The sequence below is a fragment of the Serpentinicella alkaliphila genome (genome assembly GCF_018141405.1).
Taxonomy (GTDB): Bacteria; Bacillota; Clostridia; order Peptostreptococcales; family Natronincolaceae; genus Serpentinicella; species Serpentinicella alkaliphila.
This window is the reverse complement of record NZ_CP058648.1, coordinates 3,158,818-3,178,611: the sequence shown is the minus strand read 5'-3', so window position 1 is coordinate 3,178,611 and position 19,794 is coordinate 3,158,818. Positions and strand designations below refer to the sequence as shown.

The following is a 19,794-nucleotide window of genomic DNA, read 5'->3' as shown; positions in this document are numbered from 1 at the left end:
TATGTTTGAGTATATTAAAAATCCTAATTTAATTGAGGAAAAGAGCTTTGACATAATCAGTGAGCTTTTAGGAGACAAAAATGTAATCGGATTGAGCGGAGATATAATTAAAAGGGTAATTCACACGACTGCTGATTTCGAATATGTGCACTTATTGGAGTTTAAATTAGGGGTTGAACAATTGCTATTAAAAGCCTTTAAGGAAGGCTGTACAATAGTTAGCGATACTAATATGATTAAAGCAGGAATAAGTAAAAAGCTATCTAATGAATTAGGAATAAAGATTGAATGTTATGTAGACAGTAAGGAGGCCTATGACGTATCGAAGACTGAAGGTATTACCCGTTCTATGGCAGCTGTTGACATCGCAGGAAAATTAAATGAAAATATCGTTTTTATCATTGGCAATGCACCAACAGCCCTATATAGAATTATGGAGCTGTATAAAAATAATAGAATTAAACCTATAGCTGTAGTTGGAGTTCCAGTGGGCTTTGTAGGAGCAGCTGAATCTAAGGATGAGCTATGGAATACAGAAATACCTTGTATAATTACTAGGGGTAGAAAAGGTGGAAGTACAATAGGAGTAGCTATTGTAAATGCTATTTTGAGGGAGGCAAATAAAAGCCTTGGATAATAGTAAATTTGTTATGAAAAATGGTAAAAAACTTAGGACTGGCTTCACTACAGGCTCATGTGCTGCAGCTGCGGCTAAGGCAGCGGTATATATGTTATTTAATGATAGAATTTTAGAACAAGTAGAAATTGATACTCCAAAGGGCTGGAAGCTTAAACTAGATGTAAATGACCCGGTTATTACAGAAGAATATGCAACCTGCTATATTATTAAGGACGCAGGAGACGATCCAGACATTACAGACGGAATACATGTTTATGCAAAAGTAAGAAAAGTAATAACTAAGGAAATAAAAATAATCTCAGGAAAAGGAATAGGAATTGTAACTATGCCGGGCTTACAAGTAAAGCCAGGTAGTCCAGCTATAAATCCTATTCCTATGGTTATGATAAAAAAGGAAGTTTCAGAGGTTTTACCCAAGGGCACTGGTATTGAAATAGAGCTTTCAATACCAGCTGGAGAAGAGCTGGCAAAGAAGACATTTAATCCAAGGCTAGGAATAGTGGGAGGCCTTTCTATACTAGGAACAACGGGTATTGTGGAGCCTATGTCAGAAGATGCCATTAAAGATACTCTTGCTTTAGAATTAAATTACAAAAAAGAAGTGGGATTAAGTAGTATAGTGCTAGTGCCAGGAAATTACGGTGAAGTTTTTTCTAAGACATGGCTAAATATAAAAGAAGATAAGATCGTAAAGATAAGTAATTATCTTGGATTTGCTCTAGAGAAATGTAGTGAGCTGGGCTTTAAGCGAGTTATATTAGCAGGACATATCGGAAAATTAGTCAAACCTGCAGGGGGTATATTTTATACTCACAGTAGAGTAAGTGATACTAGAATGGAAATCTTGGTAGCATATCTTGGAATTATGGGATGTCCACAGCATAAACTTGTACAAATAATGGAGTGTAGGACAACTGAGGAGGCAATACAAATTATTGAAAGCGAAGATTTTGAAGATATTTACATCACTTTGGTAGACAAATGCGCATTAAGGTGTGAAGAGTATGTTTTTGGCTCTTTAAGTATTGGAGTTGCCATGTTTTCAATGAAAAAGTTACTTGCAAAAAGTAATAAAGTCGATAGTATTATGGAGGTGTTAGCTCATGAATAGTATTACTATAGTGGGCATTGGACCTGGAGCGTTAGAATTAGTTACACCAATAGCTTTGAAAGCAATAGAGGACTGCGATCTAATAGTAGCAGGTAAAAGAAACCTCAAAACTTTTGAGCATTTAGGTAAGGAAGTATTAGAGTTTGATTCCGGAATAAAGGATATGATCGAAAAAGTAGAATATTTGAGAACATTTAAAAAAGTATGTATTGCAGTTTCAGGTGATCCAGGTTTCTACAGTTTTTTAGATGCCTTTATTAGTAAATTTGATGAATCAGAGTTAACTGTCATACCTGGAATAAGCTCTTTTCAATATCTATTTTCGAAACTAAAAAAGAGCTGGAAAAATTTCGAGTTACTTAGTCTTCATGGAAGAATATTTGATGACATAGATTTCAATAAAAGGGAAGGTGTTTTATTTCTCACCGATAAAAAGAATACCCCTTCTGTAATTGCCACAAACCTGTTGGAAAACGGGTATTGCAATATGAGGATGATAATTGGAGAAAATCTTTCATATGATGATGAAAGAATTACTATTTCAAGTCCTGAAACAATAAAAAGTATGGAATTTAGTGACTTATGTGTGGTGGTGATAGAAAGATGAGTTGGAATTATAGAACACCAGGTATACCTGAGGAATACTTTATTACAGGTAATGTACCAATAACAAAAACGGAAGTTAGGGTAATATCTTTAAGTAAACTAAAATTAACTGAAGATTTAGTAGTGCTAGATATAGGGTGTGGTACAGGTAGTGTTACTGTGGAGATGGGCCTACTTTGTCCGAATGGATTAGTATACAGTATAGATAGTAATGAAGAGGCTATTGAGTTAGTAAATAAGAATGTTGAACGATTTCAGCTAAATAATGTGAATATTATAAAGGGAGAAGCCCCAGAGGCTTTACCAACTACTGCCTTTGATAGGATTTTTATAGGTGGGGGTAGTAAAAATATAGTTGAAATAGTGGACTATGTACATAAACATCTTAAAACAGGTGGAATAGTTGTAGCAAATACTATTTTATTAGAAAGTACATACAATCTTTTAAAGATTTTATCAGAAAAGGGATTTAAAGATATTGAGTGCATAAATGTCAATATATCTAAAGCTGCTACTGTCCCTGGTTGGATGATGAAGGCACAAAATCCAATTTATATAATAAGTGCTCTAAAATGAACGGGGGGGGGAATTGATTGAGTAAGTTTTATGGTATAGGAGTGGGTCCTGGAGATAAGGAACTATTAACTTTAAAAGCAGTGAGGGTATTAGAAAATATAGATTTATTAATTATCCCTGAGGCTAAGAAAAGTAACGGAAGTATTGCATATGAAATAGCTAAAGATTTTATAAATCCTAGGGCAGAGATTATATATATGGAGTTTCCAATGGTAAATAATACGGAAATAATGTATGAAGTGGGCAAAAAGGCTGCTAGAGTAGTGGAGTCCTATGCTGCGGATGGAAAGGATATTGGCTTTATCACCCTCGGAGATCCATCTGTATACAGTACATATAGCTATATTTTAAAGAATTTGGACTCAGAGGTAGAAGTGGAAACTATACCGGGAATTACATCCTTTTGTGCATCAGCAGCTCTGTTAAATAAACCCTTGGTAACTGGAGAAGAGATACTATCAATTATACCAGCCACTGCAGATGAAGAGCTTATTAATAGAGCTATTGATGTTAGTGGAGGACAAGCCTTTCTGAAGGTTTTTAACCATAGTGAAAAGCTAATAAATATATTAAATGAAAAAGGGCTCATAGATAACAGTGTTATGGTAAAAAGGTGCGGATTAGAAGGTTGTGAAGTAGTGCATAGTATAGAAGAGCATTTAAAGAAAGGTAAACAGTATTTATCCATAGTAATTAGTCGGAAGGAGTATTAAAATGGTATATTTTATAGGGGCTGGCCCCGGTGATGAGGAGCTTATTACGGTGAAGGGCATGAAAAGACTTCAGGTGGTTGATGTAGTAATTTATGCAGGTTCATTAGTAAGTAAGAAACTATTAGATTACTGCAAATCCGATGTAGAAATTTATGATAGTGCCTCAATGGACTTCAATCAAGTGATAGAGGTAATGCAAGAAAGTCATAATAAAGGGAAGACTTTAGCTAGGCTACATACTGGTGATCCATCTATTTACGGAACTATAAAGGAGCAAATGGATGAGCTTGATAGAAGAAACATACCTTATGAAATAATACCCGGGGTTAGTTCATTTTTAGCAGCTGCGTCTCGAGTAAAAGCAGAGTTTACTTTACCAGGGGTAAGCCAAACAGTAATAATAACTAGGCTTGAGGGACGAACAGGAAAGTCTGAAGGTGGAAGGTTAGATGAATTATCAAAGCATAGGGCATCTATGTCTATTTTTCTTTCTATTCAGGATATAGAAGGGGTAGTAGAGCAACTTAAAGTAGGCTACAGTGAAGAGACACCAGTGGCAGTTGTCTATAAGGCAACTTGGCCTGATGAAAAAATTTTAAGAGGAACACTTAAGGATATAGCCGATAAGGTTAAGGCTGAAAATATAGATAGATTTGCTCAAATATTAGTAGGTGATTTTCTAAACTCTGAGTATGAAATGTCGAAGCTATATGATGCTTGTTTTACACATATGTATAGGAGTGGAACAAAATGAAGAGGGCCATATTATCAATTACAGAGGATGGGTTAAGACTGGGACTTAAAATACAGGAAGCTTCCTCAGGTCATTTATATACTCTGGAAAAATATATTAACTCTGGTACTCCAAATATCTACCCGATAAAAGGGAATTTAAAGGATTTTATGGCATATGTTTTTGTGGAGTATAAAGAGATAGTAATGATAATGTCCAGTGGAATAGCCGTAAGAAGTATTGCACCATGGCTTAACTCTAAATTAACAGATCCTGCAGTAGTTGTATGCGATGACTCTGGAAAATATGCCATTAGTCTTGTTTCTGGGCATATTGGAGGTGCAAATAAAGTCGCTGAAGAAATAGGTGAAATCATCGGTGGACAAGCAATAATAACAACGGCCTCTGATAACAGAAACATTGAGTCTGTAGATATGTTAGCTAAAAGGCTTAGCTTACACATAGATAATTATGAGAATGCAAAGCTAGTAACTGCTTGTATGGTTAATGGTAAATCCGTAGGATATATTGATGAATATGGTATTTTAAATAATGGTAAAAAAAGCGACTGTTCCAATTCCGCTATAATATACATTGGTAACAAAGCAAAGCCTACGATAGAAGTAAAAAATAAAACTATAGTTAAGCTAACTAAAAAGTGCTTAGTAATTGGTGTTGGTTGTAGAAAAGGTACAGAACCTGAAAAACTTATAGCAGCAGTTGAAAGTATATTTAATGAAAATAATTTATCTCCTGTAGCAATTAAGGGGATAGCTACGATTGACTTAAAGGGTAAGGAACCAGCCATAATACAGCTTTCAAATTACTATAATGTGAATTTGAATATTATATCCAGAGAGGACATTAAGAAAGTTGAAGATAGATTCGAAAATTCTACTTTTGTAAAAGAAACTATTGGAGTGGGTAGCGTTTGTGAACCAGCGGCATATATATCATCGAACTATGGTAAAAGAATAGTACCTAAGGTAAAAGCAGGTGGTATTACTGTTAGTGTTTATGAGGTGAAAAATGTGGAGGTAATAGATGAATAATAAGCTATTTTTAATAGGCATTGGACCGGGAAGTATAGAAAATATGACTATAAGGGCATACAAATGTATTGAAGCCTGTGAAGTATTAGTAGGCTATTCTGTTTACATAGATCAGGTTAGGGAGCTCTGTAATAATAAAAAAGTTATTGAACGGGGAATGGGACAAGAGATAGAGCGGTGCCGCCTTGCGATAGATGAGGTATTGCATGGTAGAAAGACAGCAATTTTATGCAGTGGGGATTCATTACTATACGGCATGGCTGGTTTGGCATTTGAGTTAATAAATAGCTTAGAGCTTACTGATAAAATAGAGATTGATGTCATTCCTGGAATTACATCAGCAATATCATGCTCATCTTTGCTAGGGGCCCCAATAGTTGAGGATTTTTGCACTATTAGTCTTAGTGATTACATGGTATCCTGGGATAAAATATTAAAAAGACTAGAAAAAGCAGCAGAAGCAGATTTTGTTATAGCTATATATAATCCAAAAAGCAAGGCAAGACCGGACCACTTAAAAGTGGCTATGGAATATATAGAAAAATATAGAAGTAATTCTACTCCCGTAGGTGTAGTTAGAAATGCCTATAGAGATAATGAGCATATTACAATAACAACAATTAAGGAACTAGACTATGATGCTATCGATATGTTTACTACATTGATAGTAGGAAATAGCAATACATATATATATAATGAAAAAATGATAACCCCTAGGGGGTATAAATTATGATGCTAATTTTAGGTGGTACTTCTGACGCTTTAAATCTAGCAGATGAGCTATACAGAATATGCCCAAGATTAGTATATAGTACAGCAACAGAATATGGAGATTTTACTGCAAGCAAAAGACTACAGTGTAAAAGAGTATATGGTAGAAAAAATAAAGAAGAACTAGCGGAGCTATTAATAAAAAAAAATGTAAAAATGTTAATAGATGCAACACATCCATTTGCAGTTAATGTATCAGAGAATGCAATAAATGTTTGTGAATCCCTAGGAATTGAATACATAAGATACGAGAGACCCTCAAAAATATTCACAGCTGATAGTATATTATTTTTTCAAAACTACGAAGAAGCAGGGAGATATGTAGAAGACTTAGAAGGTAAAATTTTTATAACTACCGGTACTAATGATATTGAAAAGATTTTATGTCAAATAAGTGAAAAAAATAGAGTTGTAGCCAGAGTACTATCCGTATCACAGTCTATTTTAAAACTAGAAAGTCTAGGATTGAAGGCCGAAAATATTATAGCTATGAAAGGGCCATTTTCTGAGGAAATGAATTATATTATGTTTAAAGAATCAGATGCAAAAATATTAATTTGTAAGGATAGTGGCATAAGCAGTGGTTACGAAGAGAAGATTCAAGCTGCAAAGCGTCTAAATATGAAGATATTGGTCTTAAAACGGCCAGATATTATATATCCAAATAAATTTGATAGCATTGAAGAAATACAGAAGTATGTTATAAATAGAATAAAGGAATAGTCTTTTGGAGGCACTATGAATATTACATGTATAGGTATTGATTATAATAAAGAAGATATTGATTTCCGTAGCAGGGTTGCTTTCACAGAAAGCAAGTACAGTATTGTATATAGCAGGTTTAAAGAGCATGAAAATATTTTAAGTGTAGTAATTTTAGCAACCTGTAATAGAACGGAATTTTACATACATTATAAAGAGGATAAAGAGATTGAATCTGAAGCATATGAAATAATTAAAGATAGCTTTGGGTTGGAACATGAAGATATTGATAGATTTTATTTTCATAAGTCAGAACTAGCATTGTTACATATTTTTAAGGTCGCATCTGGACTAGAGTCTATGGTTTTAGGTGAAGATCAAATATTAAGCCAGGTAAAGTTAGCACAGAGTAGAGCAATGGAATTAAACTGTACAGATCGAGTATTAAACAAGATATTTTCAGAGGCTATAGCATGTGCTAAAGAAGTAAAAAGTAGAACACAAATTTCTCAGAACAAGCTATCAATAAGCTCTATAGCTGTTGAACTTATTGAAAATGAGGTAGGCGGACTAGTAGGTAAGAAGGCTTTAGTAGTAGGTATTGGGGAGATGTCAAAACTTGCAGTTAAAAATCTATGTTCTAAAGGGATTTCTTTAATTTATTTGGCTAACCGAAATTTACAAAAATGTCAACAAATTCAGCAGGAGTGTAAGGAAGTAGAACTTATTGAGTTTAGTCAAAGATATGATGTGTTATCCGAAGTAGATGCGATCATAAGTTCAACAGCAGCACCTCATGTTATATTTGATTATGATAAATTTTTATTAAACAGTAAAAATCGAAAAATAATAGCTGTAGATATGGCTGTACCTAGGGATATAGACGATGTAATTGGAAGTCTGGAAAATGTAAAGTTATATAATGTAGACTATTTTAAGTTAGTTTCACAGCAAAATGCCAGCCTAAGATTAAAGCTTGTAGAGGATGCCATAGAAATAATTAGGGAGTACGTTAACAAATTGATTACCTGGATTGAGGAAGGTAGTATACATAATCTCTTAAGTATGGTTGATAACTATACGGATAAGCACGTAACTGAAAATGCTACGTCAGTCATGTATAAATTAGAGCTGGGAGATAGTCTTAATAGAACTGAAGTTACGGAATACGCTTTAAACGTGACTAATAAGACTTTGAAAAAAATTGTGTTGAAGCTGAAAACAATGCCTATAGAAAAATCTAAGCAGTATGCATCAATGCTCGAAGAGTTGTTAGGCTAATTAGAAATGTAAGAACGGAGGAAATTCTAATGGTAGGTAGTAATTCTGTTAAATTATTTGAGGAGAGTAAAAAGTTCATACCTGGTGGAGTAAATAGCCCTGTAAGAGCTTTTAGGGGAACAACTGTAACCCCACCCTTTATAAAAGAAGGAAAAGGAAGTCACATTATCGACGAAGATGAAAAGGAATATATTGATTATATAGGCTCCTGGGGTCCACTTATACTTGGCCATGGAAATGAACAGGTTATTAATTCAATAACGGAGGCTGCAAGAAAAGGAACAACCTATGGAGCACCAACTTTGAAAGAACTGGAAATGGCAAAACTTATATGTGAGGCAGTTTCTTCAGTTGATATGGTAAGAATGGTAAACTCAGGAACAGAGGCAGTTATGAGTGCCCTAAGACTTGCTAGAGGGTTTACAGGAAGAAATAAAATTGTTAAATTTAGTGGTAACTATCATGGACATACGGACAGTTTACTTGTAAAGGCAGGATCCGGAGCATTAACTCATGGAGTACCTGACAGTCCTGGAGTTACAGCTGACGTAAGTAAAAACACACTAACCGCAAGGTATAACGATACGCAAAGTATTAAAGACATATTTAGTGAATATGGTAAAGACATTGCTGCAGTAATAATAGAACCAATAGCTGGCAATATGGGAGTGGTAGCTGCCCGTAAAGATTTTATGGAATACCTTAGAAGTATAACTAAAGAGTATGGGGCACTGCTAATAATAGATGAGGTTATGACTGGTTTTAGAGTGGCATATGGTGGCGCTCAGAGCGTGTATGGTATTGAACCTGATATAACTTGCTTCGGTAAAATTATAGGGGGTGGCTTACCAGTGGGAGCCTATGAGAAATAATGGAGCAAATTTCACCTGCAGGACCTATATATCAGGCTGGAACTCTTTCTGGGAACCCATTGGCAATGTCAGCGGGAATAACTACATTGAGTATTTTAAAGAGTAAACCCGAAATATACGAGCATATTGATAGACTTGGGCTAATGTTAGAGACTGGCTTCAGGGACATTGCTAAAAAGTATAATATTCAAGCAGTGGTTAATAGGGTTGGTTCAATGCTTACAACTTTCTTTACGGATAAAGAGGTAGTAGATTTCGAAAGTGCAATGAGCAGTAATACGAATTTATATGTGGAATTTTTTACAGGTATGCTAGAACAGGGTATATATATGTCACCATCTCAGTTTGAAGCTATGTTCATATCCTATGCTCATACAGAGGAAGATATAGCTAGGACAATAGAAGCCGCGGACAAAGTAATGAGTAACATTATATAATATTTGGAGGGAATATGTATTATCCAATAATGCTTAAAATAAAAGATAGAAGTTGTGTAGTTATAGGAGGCGGAAAGGTAGCCCTAAGAAAGACTTCTGAGCTTATAAAGTGTGAAGCAAATATTACTATTATTAGCCCAGAGATTTCTTTAGAGCTCTTAGAAAAATGTAGGGAGCACAATATACAATATATAAAGTCCAACTATGATAAAAAATTCTTAAATGGGGCTGTTCTTTGCTTCGCCTGTACTAACGACTATGAGTTAAATATAAAAATAGCACAGGATGCTAAGGAACTAAATATAGCCGTAAATGTTAGTGACAATGGAGTCGAGAGTTCATTTATAGTTCCAGCTATTCGAAGAAAAGGGGACTTAACTCTTGCAGTTACAGGAAATGAAAATCCTGCGGCGTCAAGATATGTTGCAGACTTAATGGCTGAACAACTGGAGGACTGGTTACTTGAGTATATTAGCATGACCAGTGATATAAGAAAAAGTATAAAAGAAAAACTTCCCCTATCTGAGATAAGGCAAAGGATAATGAAAGAACTTTTTACCGAAGAATATATAAATACTGCAAAAGTAAGTATATACGATGCAGAAAAAAAGGCAAATAAATTACTGGAAAAAATAATTCAAAAGGCGTGCGTAGATAATGAATAAATTAAAAATAGGAACAAGAGGTAGTAAACTTGCCCTAAGACAAACAGAAATAATTATAGAAAATCTAAAAAAATTATATGTAGATATAGAATTTGAAATTATTCAGATTAAAACTACTGGAGATAAAATTCTAGATAGAAGCTTAAGTAAAATAGGTGGTAAGGGGATTTTTATTAAGGAAATTGAGGATGCCCTCTTAAATAGAGATATTGATATTGCTGTTCATAGCCTTAAGGACATGCCAGCAGAGGTACCTGAAGGTCTTGTTATTGCAGCATATACTGAGAGAGAGGATCCTACAGATTGCCTTATTTCAAAAGATAATATGAAGTTAGATCAGCTGCCTAGAGGTTCAGTAATAGGAACTAGTAGCCTTCGAAGAATATGTCAGTTAAAGGCTCTAAGACCAGATCTCGAGTACAAACCCCTTAGAGGGAACATTCTTACAAGAATAAAAAAGCTAGATGAGGGTGAGTTTGATGCTATTGTTCTAGCCAGTGCAGGGTTAATTAGACTTGGATTACAAAATAGAATAGCTCAAAAATTTGAAATAAATGAGTTTATCCCAGCAGTATGCCAAGGAATTATTTGCGTTGAAGTGCGAAATGATGATGATGAAGTACTAAACATTATTAAGGCAATAGATAACAAGGTTTCTAGAATTATTGCCGAATGTGAAAGGTCCTTCTTAAAACATCTAAATGGTAGTTGTCAAATACCATTAGGAGCGTACTGTCAAATAAATGGAAATGAGTTATTTATAAATGGTATATTAGGTGATAGTGAAAGTGGTTCTTTATATAGGGATTCTATGAGAGGTACTATAGAAAAAGCGTCAGAACTGGGGCAAAGTCTTGCAATGTCAGTTAAGGCTAAATCTTTAGAATAAATATTTTATGAGGTGCTTATGAAAGGTAAAGTATATTTAATAGGTATGGGGCCTGGTGATCCCGAATTAATAACACTTAAGGCGATTAGTACAATACAGAAGTGTGATGTATTAGTTTATGATAGACTTGTAAACCCGGTTTTTTTGGAGTTAAATAAAAATGCAAAAAAAATATATGTGGGGAAATCCCATGGAGAGCATACAAAAACCCAGGATGAAATAAATGAGCTTTTAGTAAAGCTTAGTCTTGAAGGTATGGTCGTAGGGCGTTTGAAGGGCGGCGACCCCTTTGTGTTTGGAAGGGGTGGGGAGGAAGCCCTATATCTTGTTGAGCATGGAATTGAATATGAAATAATACCAGGTATAACTTCTTCTATTGCAGTTCCAGCATATGCAGGTATACCAGTTACTCAAAGAAATGTAGCTACTTCTTTTCATGTTATTACAGGACATGAGCACGGAAGTATTTCAAATATTGAGTGGAGTGCATTAGCTAAGCTAAATGGAACTCTAGTTTTTTTAATGGGTGTTGAGAGTATTAATACTATTACTCAAAACTTAATTGAGATGGGAAAAGAAAAGTCATGTCCAGCGGCTGTTATAATGAATGGCACAAGATACAATCAAGTAGAGGTTTATGGGACATTGGAAGATATTGCACTAAGATCAAAAGAAGCAGGAATAGAGTCCCCTTCAATTATAATTATAGGAGAAGTAGTTAAGCTTCATTCAAAAATAGGAAAAAATAATAATCGTCCACTAAGTGGTTTAAGTATTATCGTCACCAGACCCTATGATCAATCTAGGGAGTTTGCGCATAAACTTAAATACTTAGGTGCATCAGTCCAGATTTTGCCCTGTATTCATATTGAGCCAGAAGAAGTGGACTTAGACGAAGAATTAGTAAAGGCCTCCAATGCTTTCTTATTTTCAAGTAAGTATGGAGTAAGATATTTTATAGAGGCTATGAAAATGAATAGAATTGATGTAAGAACGATTACTGGTAAAATATTTGGAGTTGGGACATCTATATTAGAGGAATTTGAAACTCACGGTATATTCCACTGCATAGTTCCTGATGTTCAAAATGCCGAGGAGGCAATAAAGCTAGTACGTTGCACTGTACCGTCAGGTAGCAGAGTATTGATAGTTAGAGGGAATTTGGGTGATGAGAAGTTATATGAAAGTCTTTCGAACTACAATATTACACAATTAAAAGTATACAAAACTGTAGAAGGTTGTAATGAAGAAGCATTTAAGGCGGCAGAAGTTCTAGTGTTTACTAGTCCCTCATGTGTCCGTGGTTTTCTACATATAAACAGCATAGATTACTTTAGGAATAAGCAAATACTTTGCATAGGTAAATCTACTGAGAGGGAAGCCCTAGAGGTAGGTTTTACTAATGTGATAGTACCTAAGAGGGCATCAGAAGAGGCTATGTTAGAACTCCTTTTAGACTGGAGGAAATCAAATGTTTGATATAGTTAAAAGAAGCAGAAGACTTAGAGAAAAATCCAATATAAGGGCTTTGGTTAGAGAAACACAGCTTCATGTGGATGATTTTGTGTACCCCATTTTTGTAACTCATGGGGAGCATATTAAAGAAGAGATACCATCGATGCCAGGAATATTTCACTATTCTATAGATATGCTACATGAGGAAATTGAAGAGATTGCTAAACTTAATATAAAAGCAATTTTAATATTTGGAATACCTGAAAAAAAGGATGAGCTTGGAACCTCAGCGTATGATGAGGACGGTATAGTTCAGCAGGCAGTTAGACATATAAAAAAACTGAATAAAGAGTTATATATAATAACAGATGTTTGTTTATGTCAATATACCTCCCACGGCCACTGCGGTATAATAGAAGTGGAATCAGTACTAAATGATCCTTCCGTTGAGTTAATAGCACGAACTGCTCTATCCCATGCTAGAGCAGGTGCAGATATGGTAGCTCCATCGGATATGATGGATGGAAGAGTACAGGCTATTAGAATACTTTTGGATAAAGAAGGGTATAGTAATATACCTATTATGTCCTATAGTGCAAAATTTGCATCTAGCTTCTATGGGCCTTTTAGAGAAGCCGCTCATTCAGCACCTCAGTTCGGTGACCGAAAAAGCTATCAGATGGATTATTGTAATGCGAACGAGGCCATAAGGGAAATGGAACTAGATATTGAGGAAGGTGCAGATATAATTATGGTTAAACCTGCCCTATCATACTTAGATATATTAAGGCAGGGAAAGGATCAATTTAATGTACCAATGGCCGCTTATAATGTTAGTGGAGAATATGCAATGATAAAAGCTGCATCAAAAATGGGTTGGATAAATGAAAAGCAGATTATTACAGAAGTTTTAACATCTATTAAAAGGGCAGGGGCCGACATTATAATTACCTATTTTGCTAAAGATATTGTAAAATGGCTAAAGGAATAGCAAAAAAATATATGAATCCAGAAGAGAAAAAAGTTATAACTCTACTGGGTTTATTTTTTAGAAGTTGATTTAAAGGTTTAGTAATGTATAGTTATGGATATAAATTATGGGTATACTAATATTCTTTATTCTATAAGTAATTACTCTGATAAACTGTATAAGTTTGTTAGTTTTTTCTTTCAGAAACATACTCATAAAATATATTGACATTCCATAAACTTTACATTAAAATCAGTTAAATATACATAAATAGGAGGTGCTGATATGGATAGCAAAGATATCAAAATTGTAGTAACAGGGGATATTTGTATTAATTCACTTCAATGGATAACATATCCACAGAACAGTGAAGGTTTTAATTGGCAAACACATTTAAATATGCATAGCATCTTAAAACCAGGGGAGTCTTTACTACTTTCTGAACTAGTGTCCTTATCAACTGGAGCCTGTGTCCTTTCTCCAAAAATTGATGACATTGAACAGACTTTATCTAGGGAATTTCTTAGATCCACTGCTGAACTTAGCCTTTTTAGTAAGTATACTGATGGTAGAAGCAAAGAAAAGGTATATAGAGTAAGTCGTTTTCTAGGATTTACTGGGCCTACTGCTTCAAACTCAAAGCTCCTTCCAATTATTAAGGATGATGAAAATGCTGATCTTGTTATTATAGACGATGAAAACAACGGCTTTAATCTAAATGTGGAGTATTGGCCTTTGGCAATTAAAACATTAGGAAAAGCCCCAATAGTTTTATACAAGCTTAATAACCCTAACGGATCTAGTAATCTATGGAAGCATCTAGAAAGTAATCATTTAGAAAATACTATAGTTATTATAAATGCTGATGATCTACGATCAAAAGGTGTAAATATAAGTAAAAGTCTTTCATGGGAAAAAACAGCTCAAAATTTTTTATGGCAAATTGAGAATAATCCTAATTTAGCCTTTCTAGCAAAATGTCACCATCTTGTAGTTCCATTTGGACTTGAAGGGGCTATCTATTATAGAAATGATAGAATTACTGAGTCCCGCTTATATTTTCTTCCTTACGAGTTTGAGGGTGGCCTAGTAAATGAAAATCAAGGTAGAATGTATGGACTTACTTCATCCTTTGTTGCAGGACTTGCTCAAAGTATTGTAGTAGATAATGCAAAAAAAGAGCTTTTAGCTATATCCATTAATGATGGTATACGTCAGGGTATGGTAAATGCACATAAATATTTTATTGAAGGCTTTGGAAAAAATGTGGAGGAGACTCCTTTCCCAAATCCCGCTGTTTTTATAGAGGATAAATCTAACATAATTAAGAAGAAACATGTGCAGGATGTAAGAATACCATGTTCTACTAATATAAACTGTCCTTCCTGTTGGTATATACTGAAAGATAAAAGCTCTACGAATTTAGCTGGAATAGCCTATGATATAGTTAAAAATGGTGAAGAAAAGGTTCTGAATTTCATACCAATTGCTCAGTTTGGAAACTTAAAAACCGTAGACAGAATTGAAATAGAGAGCTACAGATCTATCAAAAACTTAATATGGGAATACATATCTACAAAAAATACAGTTAGACCTTTATCGATTGCAGTATTTGGTACTCCAGGTTCAGGAAAGTCATTTGGAGTAACGGAAATAGCCTCAAGTATTGCCCCAAAATTAATTAAAAAATTAGACTATAATTTATCACAATTCCGCTCTCCTTCGGATTTAATAAATGCCTTCCATAGGGTTAGGGACTATTCTTTAAAGGGTAGAATACCTCTAGTAATTTTAGATGAATTTGATTCCTCCTTTGATGGTAAATTAGGTTGGTTAAAATACTTTTTAGCTCCTATGCAAGATGGTGTATTTAGAGAAGGTGAGGCTACACACTCAATCGGAAAAGTAATTCTAGTTTTTGCTGGCGGTACCAGTAGCACCTTTAAAGAATTTTGTGGAAAAGGTATTTTAGATGAAAATGATCAAAAACAATTTAATTCTTATTTCAAAACTGCTAAGGGTCCAGATTTCGTAAGTCGTCTTAGAGGTTATGTAAATATATTAGGTGTTAATCCAACGGATGATACGATGGGTGATCAACTATATATTATAAGAAGAGCCATGTTATTAAGGTCTTTATTAGAAAGAAAAGTACCTCATTTAATAAATGAACATGGAGAAGCGCAAATTGATAATGGAGTATTACGGGCTTTACTTAAGGTCCCAAGATATAAACATGAGTCTAGATCTATGGAAGCCATTTTAGAAATGAGTATGCTAACTCAAGCTAGGAAGTGGGAGCAATCCTTACTACCTGCAAGGGAACAACTTAAGTTACATGTGGATGAAGAGCAATTTTTAAGACATATGATGCATGATGCATTCTATAGCGAAAAGATAGAAAGTATTGCGATAGCTATTCATGATAAATATAGGTCTCTTAACAAAGACAACATAGATTACGATGAAAACTTTATTAAACCTTGGCATGAGTTAAGCGAGGATCTTAAGGATTGTAATCGTGATGAGGTTAAACATATTCCAGAGGCACTATTAAGAATTAATTACGATATAACCTCCGTTAAAGACAAACCCCAAGTTAAAGAATTTACCCAAGTGGAATTAGAGAGCTTAGCTGAATACGAGCATACTAGATGGTATTTACATAGAAAAGATGCCGGTTGGAGTTATGGTGAAGTAAAAAGCTATAAGGATAAAACTGACCCAGCATTTGTAACATGGGATATGCTTCCTGAAGAGAAAAAAAATAAAGTATATGAGGTTATTAAGATTTGGCCAGAAATTCTTGCAAACTCAAATTTTAATATAGAGCAATTAAAATTTACCTGTCAATGTGAGCATAAAAGTATAGAACAGGGTATAATCTAATACAGATTCAAATGGAAGATTGTAATGAGTAAATCACTTATTGCAATCTTTTTTATTTGTTAATTGTTATGTTAGAATATATCAATTAATATGTATGTACCATTTTTCTATGTACATAATATTAAAGGATTAACTAACTTTTGAGGTGAAGAATGTGAAACTGCTCTTATTAAAAAATTGTTTAATGATCAATATAACCAATCAAAATATAGAAAAAAAAGACATATTAGTTAAAGATGGAAAGATTGATAAAATTTCAGAAATATTAGATTATGATGCTTGTAATACGGATGTAATTGATGTCCAGGAGCAGTATGTTATGCAAGGTTTAATTGATTGTCACACACATGTTGGTATTATAGAGGAGGCAGTAGGAAAGATAGGAGTTAATAATAATGAAACATCAGATCCAGTAACTCCACATATGAGAGGTATAGATGCGATCAATCCTTTTGATTTAGCATTTTATGATGCGATAAAATCTGGAGTTACAACTGTCATGACTGGACCTGGAAGTAACAATGCAGTTGGTGGTTTAAGCACAGCAGTCAAAACTTATGGAAAAATTATTGATAAAATGGTAATTAAAGATCCAGTAGGTTTAAAAATTTCACTTGGGGAGAACCCAATGAGCACATATGGAAAAATGAATAAAGCTCCAATTACAAGAATGGGTACTGTTGCACTTATTAGAGAACTATTTATGAAGGCTCAGGATTATATAAAACTTAAGGAACAAAAAAAAATTAAAGAGAGAGATATTAAACTAGAAGCAGTAGTTGCACTTCTAAAAGGAGAAATATCACTAAGAGTACATGCCCATAGAGCAGATGATATTGTTACGGCATGTAGAATTGCTGATGAGTTTGGAATTACAAAAATGGTTATAGAACATGGTACTGAGGCTAATTTAGTAAAGGATTATTTAGCTGAAAAAAATATTCCAGTAGCCTATGGACCAATGATTTCACCTAGGTCAAAAATTGAATTAAAAAATAGAGACTATAATTGTGCACTAGAGTTAATTGAATCTGGAATTAAAGTAGCTCTAATTACTGATCACCCATATAATTTGATTGACCAACTTCGAATAACTGCAATATTTGCAATTTCCGAGGGCTTAAGTCAATTAGACGCTATTAAATGTCTTACAACGAGTCCAGCAGAAATACTGAGATGTAATGAACGAATAGGTAAACTTCAGGAGGGTTATGATGCGGATATAGTTGTTTATAGTGGTAAACCCTTTGATATTAATTCAAAAGTAGTGATAACATTAATAAATGGTAAAATTGTATATAAACGATAGTAACCCATTATAGTCGCATATTTAATATGCGGCTATTCTTTTTTTCGTCAATTAGAAATATAATATAAAGCATATATGTAAAAAACAGAACATAGAATTTGTTAGGTATTTGGTATAGAAAATTTATTAGTAAAGAAGGTATATTATGAGAAGGTTTTATATTATTTTAGTAATTATTAGTTTAATGCTTCAATTAGGTGGCTGTAGCTTTAGACAAAATACATCTAATAATGTAGAGGAAATAAATAATGAAAAAACAAATTTATATCCTGCATTTGTATATGAAAAAGATATAAAAAAGTGGGGGTTTATTAACAAAAGTGGTGAGTTTGTTATAAAGCCCCATTTTGATGGTGTAGGAGATTTTAACAGAGATGAAATGGCAATTATTTGGAATAATGATAAATATGGGGTTATAGATATATACGGAGATTATATAGTAAAGCCGTTGTATAACTACATTGTAGATATTTATGAGGGAACTATAGTAGCTCAAAATAAAGAAAATTCCTATGTCTTTATTAATAAAGAAGGGAAAATAATATTAGAAAACAAAGGTGTTATAGGAGCTTTTAGTGAGGGTCTTGCCCTATTCTCAGACTCAGAAAATTGGGAAAACATGAGGTATGGATATGTTGATATACTTGGAAAAGTAGCTATAGCTCCACAATATTTAAGTGTAACGAGTTTTAATAATGGAAAAGCATTAGTAAAAGTAGATGCTAATTCTTTTGCTATAATCGATAATAAAGGTAATCTTCTAAGTAAAATAGATGAAGATATAATTGGTGAAATTAGCGAAGAGATATTGATTTATAGGGATAGTAATACTCATAATGAAGGCTATATGACTTTAGAAGGGAAAAAGATAACCGATGCAGAGTTTGTTGATGCTAGGCCTTTTGAAAATGGAGTTGCACAGGTAACTATTTTCAGTGGTTCAGAAAGTTATTTAAGTGGCCTAATAAATAAAAATGGAAAGTATATTATCAAACCTATGTATGGTAATATACAAAAAATTAGTGATGATTTATATGCTGTAAGTGAATCTAAAAATTATATATTTTATATTTGGGATGAGTTTATACCAAAGGCCATTATGAATAAAAATGGAAAGTTACTGAGCGATTATAAGTATTTTAAATTTGGAAATATTACAGAAAATTTAAAATACATTTCAGATGGAGTGTTTACGTATATTGTTGACAATAAATATAAGGAAGTTAAAAAATTTGCAAAGCTTTCAGGGATAGGAGATATTATAGCCTATAATGATGTGTTTAAGATATCATTAGATGATGAATTAATATATTTGTCTAATGAAGGTGAAACGATCTGGAATTCCGAATATAAATATACTTTAACAAATGGAGCCTATATAACAAAAGAAAAATATCGCCCTAATAGATATGAATTAACATACTATCCAAAAGTAACAGGTCTTTTAGATAATGTACGTGAAAGCCAGATAAGTAAAAAATTGAAAAATATTTTTGTAATTAGCAAGGAAGGGCATGATAATAATGAGATTGACTACTATGAATTAATTGAGAAGCGATTTGAAGTAAATGAGTTTAAAAAGCTTATTACAATTATAGAAAATGGATACTATTATGGAATTGGTGGAGCTCATGGAATACGATGGATAAGGAGTTTTCCAATGAATTTAGAAACAGGGACTATTTATACCTTAGATTCATTGTTTAAGAGTAATATTAACTATAAGGCAAGATTAGAGAAAATGATAAAGCGTCAGATGCAAGAACAAAACAAAAAAGACCATATATACTTTGATGATTCAGAACCTAAAATTTCGGATGAACAATTTTTTCTCCTAACTAAAAAAGGCTTAGAGATTCGTTTTCAAGCATATGAAATTGGACCTTATGCTATAGGAATGCCTTCCTTTACAATTCCATATAAGGAAATAGAAGACATTATTAATATTGAAGGAGAACTGTGGAGACTTATAGATTAATATAATATATATACGTTAGGAATAAAAGCTCACACTCTTATTTTAAAAGTGGTAGAGCTTTTCTTTTTAATGAATAAATAAAAAAGGAATTATAATACTAGATACAGAAATTTAATTAATAAGTATTAAATGAAAATTTGTATAA

19 protein-coding genes are annotated in these 19,794 nt (G+C 33.4%); all 19 read left to right on the top strand.

Features of this window, described 5'->3' with window-relative positions; genetic code table 11:
• The first annotated feature begins 1 nt into the window (after position 1).
• The 19 genes from HZR23_RS16225 (at position 2) to HZR23_RS16140 (ending at position 19,649) form a co-directional block, all read left to right on the top strand.
• The gene (locus tag HZR23_RS16225; protein WP_132847709.1) at positions 2–637 is read left to right on the top strand and encodes a precorrin-8X methylmutase; all 636 of its coding nucleotides are present in this window, start codon (positions 2–4) and stop codon (positions 635–637) included.
• Positions 630–1,751, top strand: coding sequence for a cobalt-precorrin-5B (C(1))-methyltransferase CbiD (cbiD, locus tag HZR23_RS16220; RefSeq protein WP_207667839.1), 1,122 nt, complete (start codon positions 630–632; stop codon positions 1,749–1,751). Before HZR23_RS16225 ends, cbiD begins: the two co-directional genes overlap by 8 nt.
• Entirely contained in the window at positions 1,744–2,358 is a 615-nt protein-coding gene (cbiE, locus tag HZR23_RS16215; RefSeq protein ID WP_132847708.1) for a precorrin-6y C5,15-methyltransferase (decarboxylating) subunit CbiE, read from the top strand. Before cbiD ends, cbiE begins: the two co-directional genes overlap by 8 nt.
• Positions 2,355–2,933, top strand: coding sequence for a precorrin-6Y C5,15-methyltransferase (decarboxylating) subunit CbiT (gene cbiT, locus HZR23_RS16210; protein ID WP_165913619.1), 579 nt, complete (start codon positions 2,355–2,357; stop codon positions 2,931–2,933). The genes cbiE and cbiT overlap by 4 nt, the downstream gene beginning before the upstream one ends.
• A 17-nt stretch (positions 2,934–2,950) precedes the next feature.
• Positions 2,951–3,646 carry a precorrin-2 C(20)-methyltransferase gene (cobI, locus tag HZR23_RS16205; RefSeq protein WP_132847706.1) on the top strand — a complete coding sequence of 232 codons (696 nt, stop codon included), beginning with the start codon at positions 2,951–2,953 and terminating at the stop codon, positions 3,644–3,646.
• Between the two features lies 1 nt (position 3,647).
• The gene (cobM, locus tag HZR23_RS16200) at positions 3,648–4,400 is read left to right on the top strand and encodes a precorrin-4 C(11)-methyltransferase (RefSeq protein WP_132847705.1); all 753 of its coding nucleotides are present in this window, start codon (positions 3,648–3,650) and stop codon (positions 4,398–4,400) included.
• Positions 4,397–5,431, top strand: a complete 1,035-nt coding sequence (gene cbiG / locus HZR23_RS16195; protein ID WP_132847704.1) for a cobalt-precorrin 5A hydrolase — start codon at positions 4,397–4,399, stop codon at positions 5,429–5,431. The genes cobM and cbiG overlap by 4 nt, the downstream gene beginning before the upstream one ends.
• Positions 5,424–6,164: a precorrin-3B C(17)-methyltransferase gene (gene cobJ, locus HZR23_RS16190; RefSeq protein ID WP_132847703.1), complete on the top strand. Its 741-nt coding sequence runs from the start codon at positions 5,424–5,426 to the stop codon at positions 6,162–6,164. Before cbiG ends, cobJ begins: the two co-directional genes overlap by 8 nt.
• On the top strand, positions 6,161–6,925 hold the full coding sequence (gene cobK / locus HZR23_RS16185) for a precorrin-6A reductase (RefSeq protein WP_132847702.1): 765 nt from the start codon (positions 6,161–6,163) through the stop codon (positions 6,923–6,925). Before cobJ ends, cobK begins: the two co-directional genes overlap by 4 nt.
• A 15-nt stretch (positions 6,926–6,940) precedes the next feature.
• On the top strand, positions 6,941–8,185 hold the full coding sequence (gene hemA / locus HZR23_RS16180) for a glutamyl-tRNA reductase (RefSeq protein WP_132847701.1): 1,245 nt from the start codon (positions 6,941–6,943) through the stop codon (positions 8,183–8,185).
• Between the two features lie 29 nt (positions 8,186–8,214).
• Positions 8,215–9,057 carry a glutamate-1-semialdehyde 2,1-aminomutase gene (locus HZR23_RS16175; protein ID WP_330571382.1) on the top strand — a complete coding sequence of 281 codons (843 nt, stop codon included), beginning with the start codon at positions 8,215–8,217 and terminating at the stop codon, positions 9,055–9,057.
• A complete protein-coding gene (locus tag HZR23_RS17890; protein WP_330571381.1) occupies positions 9,057–9,494 on the top strand; it encodes an aminotransferase class III-fold pyridoxal phosphate-dependent enzyme in 438 nt (145 codons plus the stop codon). The genes HZR23_RS16175 and HZR23_RS17890 overlap by 1 nt, the downstream gene beginning before the upstream one ends.
• A 14-nt stretch (positions 9,495–9,508) precedes the next feature.
• A complete protein-coding gene (locus HZR23_RS16170) occupies positions 9,509–10,159 on the top strand; it encodes a precorrin-2 dehydrogenase/sirohydrochlorin ferrochelatase family protein (RefSeq protein ID WP_132847700.1) in 651 nt (216 codons plus the stop codon).
• Positions 10,152–11,048, top strand: a complete 897-nt coding sequence (gene hemC, locus HZR23_RS16165) for a hydroxymethylbilane synthase (protein ID WP_132847699.1) — start codon at positions 10,152–10,154, stop codon at positions 11,046–11,048. Before HZR23_RS16170 ends, hemC begins: the two co-directional genes overlap by 8 nt.
• 18 nt (positions 11,049–11,066) lie before the next feature.
• Positions 11,067–12,527, top strand: a complete 1,461-nt coding sequence (gene cobA / locus HZR23_RS16160; RefSeq protein ID WP_132847698.1) for a uroporphyrinogen-III C-methyltransferase — start codon at positions 11,067–11,069, stop codon at positions 12,525–12,527.
• A complete protein-coding gene (gene hemB / locus HZR23_RS16155) occupies positions 12,520–13,494 on the top strand; it encodes a porphobilinogen synthase (RefSeq protein WP_132847697.1) in 975 nt (324 codons plus the stop codon). Before cobA ends, hemB begins: the two co-directional genes overlap by 8 nt.
• A gap of 264 nt (positions 13,495–13,758) precedes the next feature.
• Positions 13,759–16,362, top strand: a complete 2,604-nt coding sequence (locus HZR23_RS16150) for a RyR domain-containing protein (protein ID WP_132847696.1) — start codon at positions 13,759–13,761, stop codon at positions 16,360–16,362.
• Positions 16,363–16,546: 184 nt separating this feature from the next.
• Positions 16,547–17,671, top strand: coding sequence for an amidohydrolase (locus tag HZR23_RS16145; RefSeq protein ID WP_132847735.1), 1,125 nt, complete (start codon positions 16,547–16,549; stop codon positions 17,669–17,671).
• Between the two features lie 145 nt (positions 17,672–17,816).
• Positions 17,817–19,649, top strand: a complete 1,833-nt coding sequence (locus HZR23_RS16140; RefSeq protein ID WP_132847695.1) for a WG repeat-containing protein — start codon at positions 17,817–17,819, stop codon at positions 19,647–19,649.
• Positions 19,650–19,794: the final 145 nt, after the last annotated feature.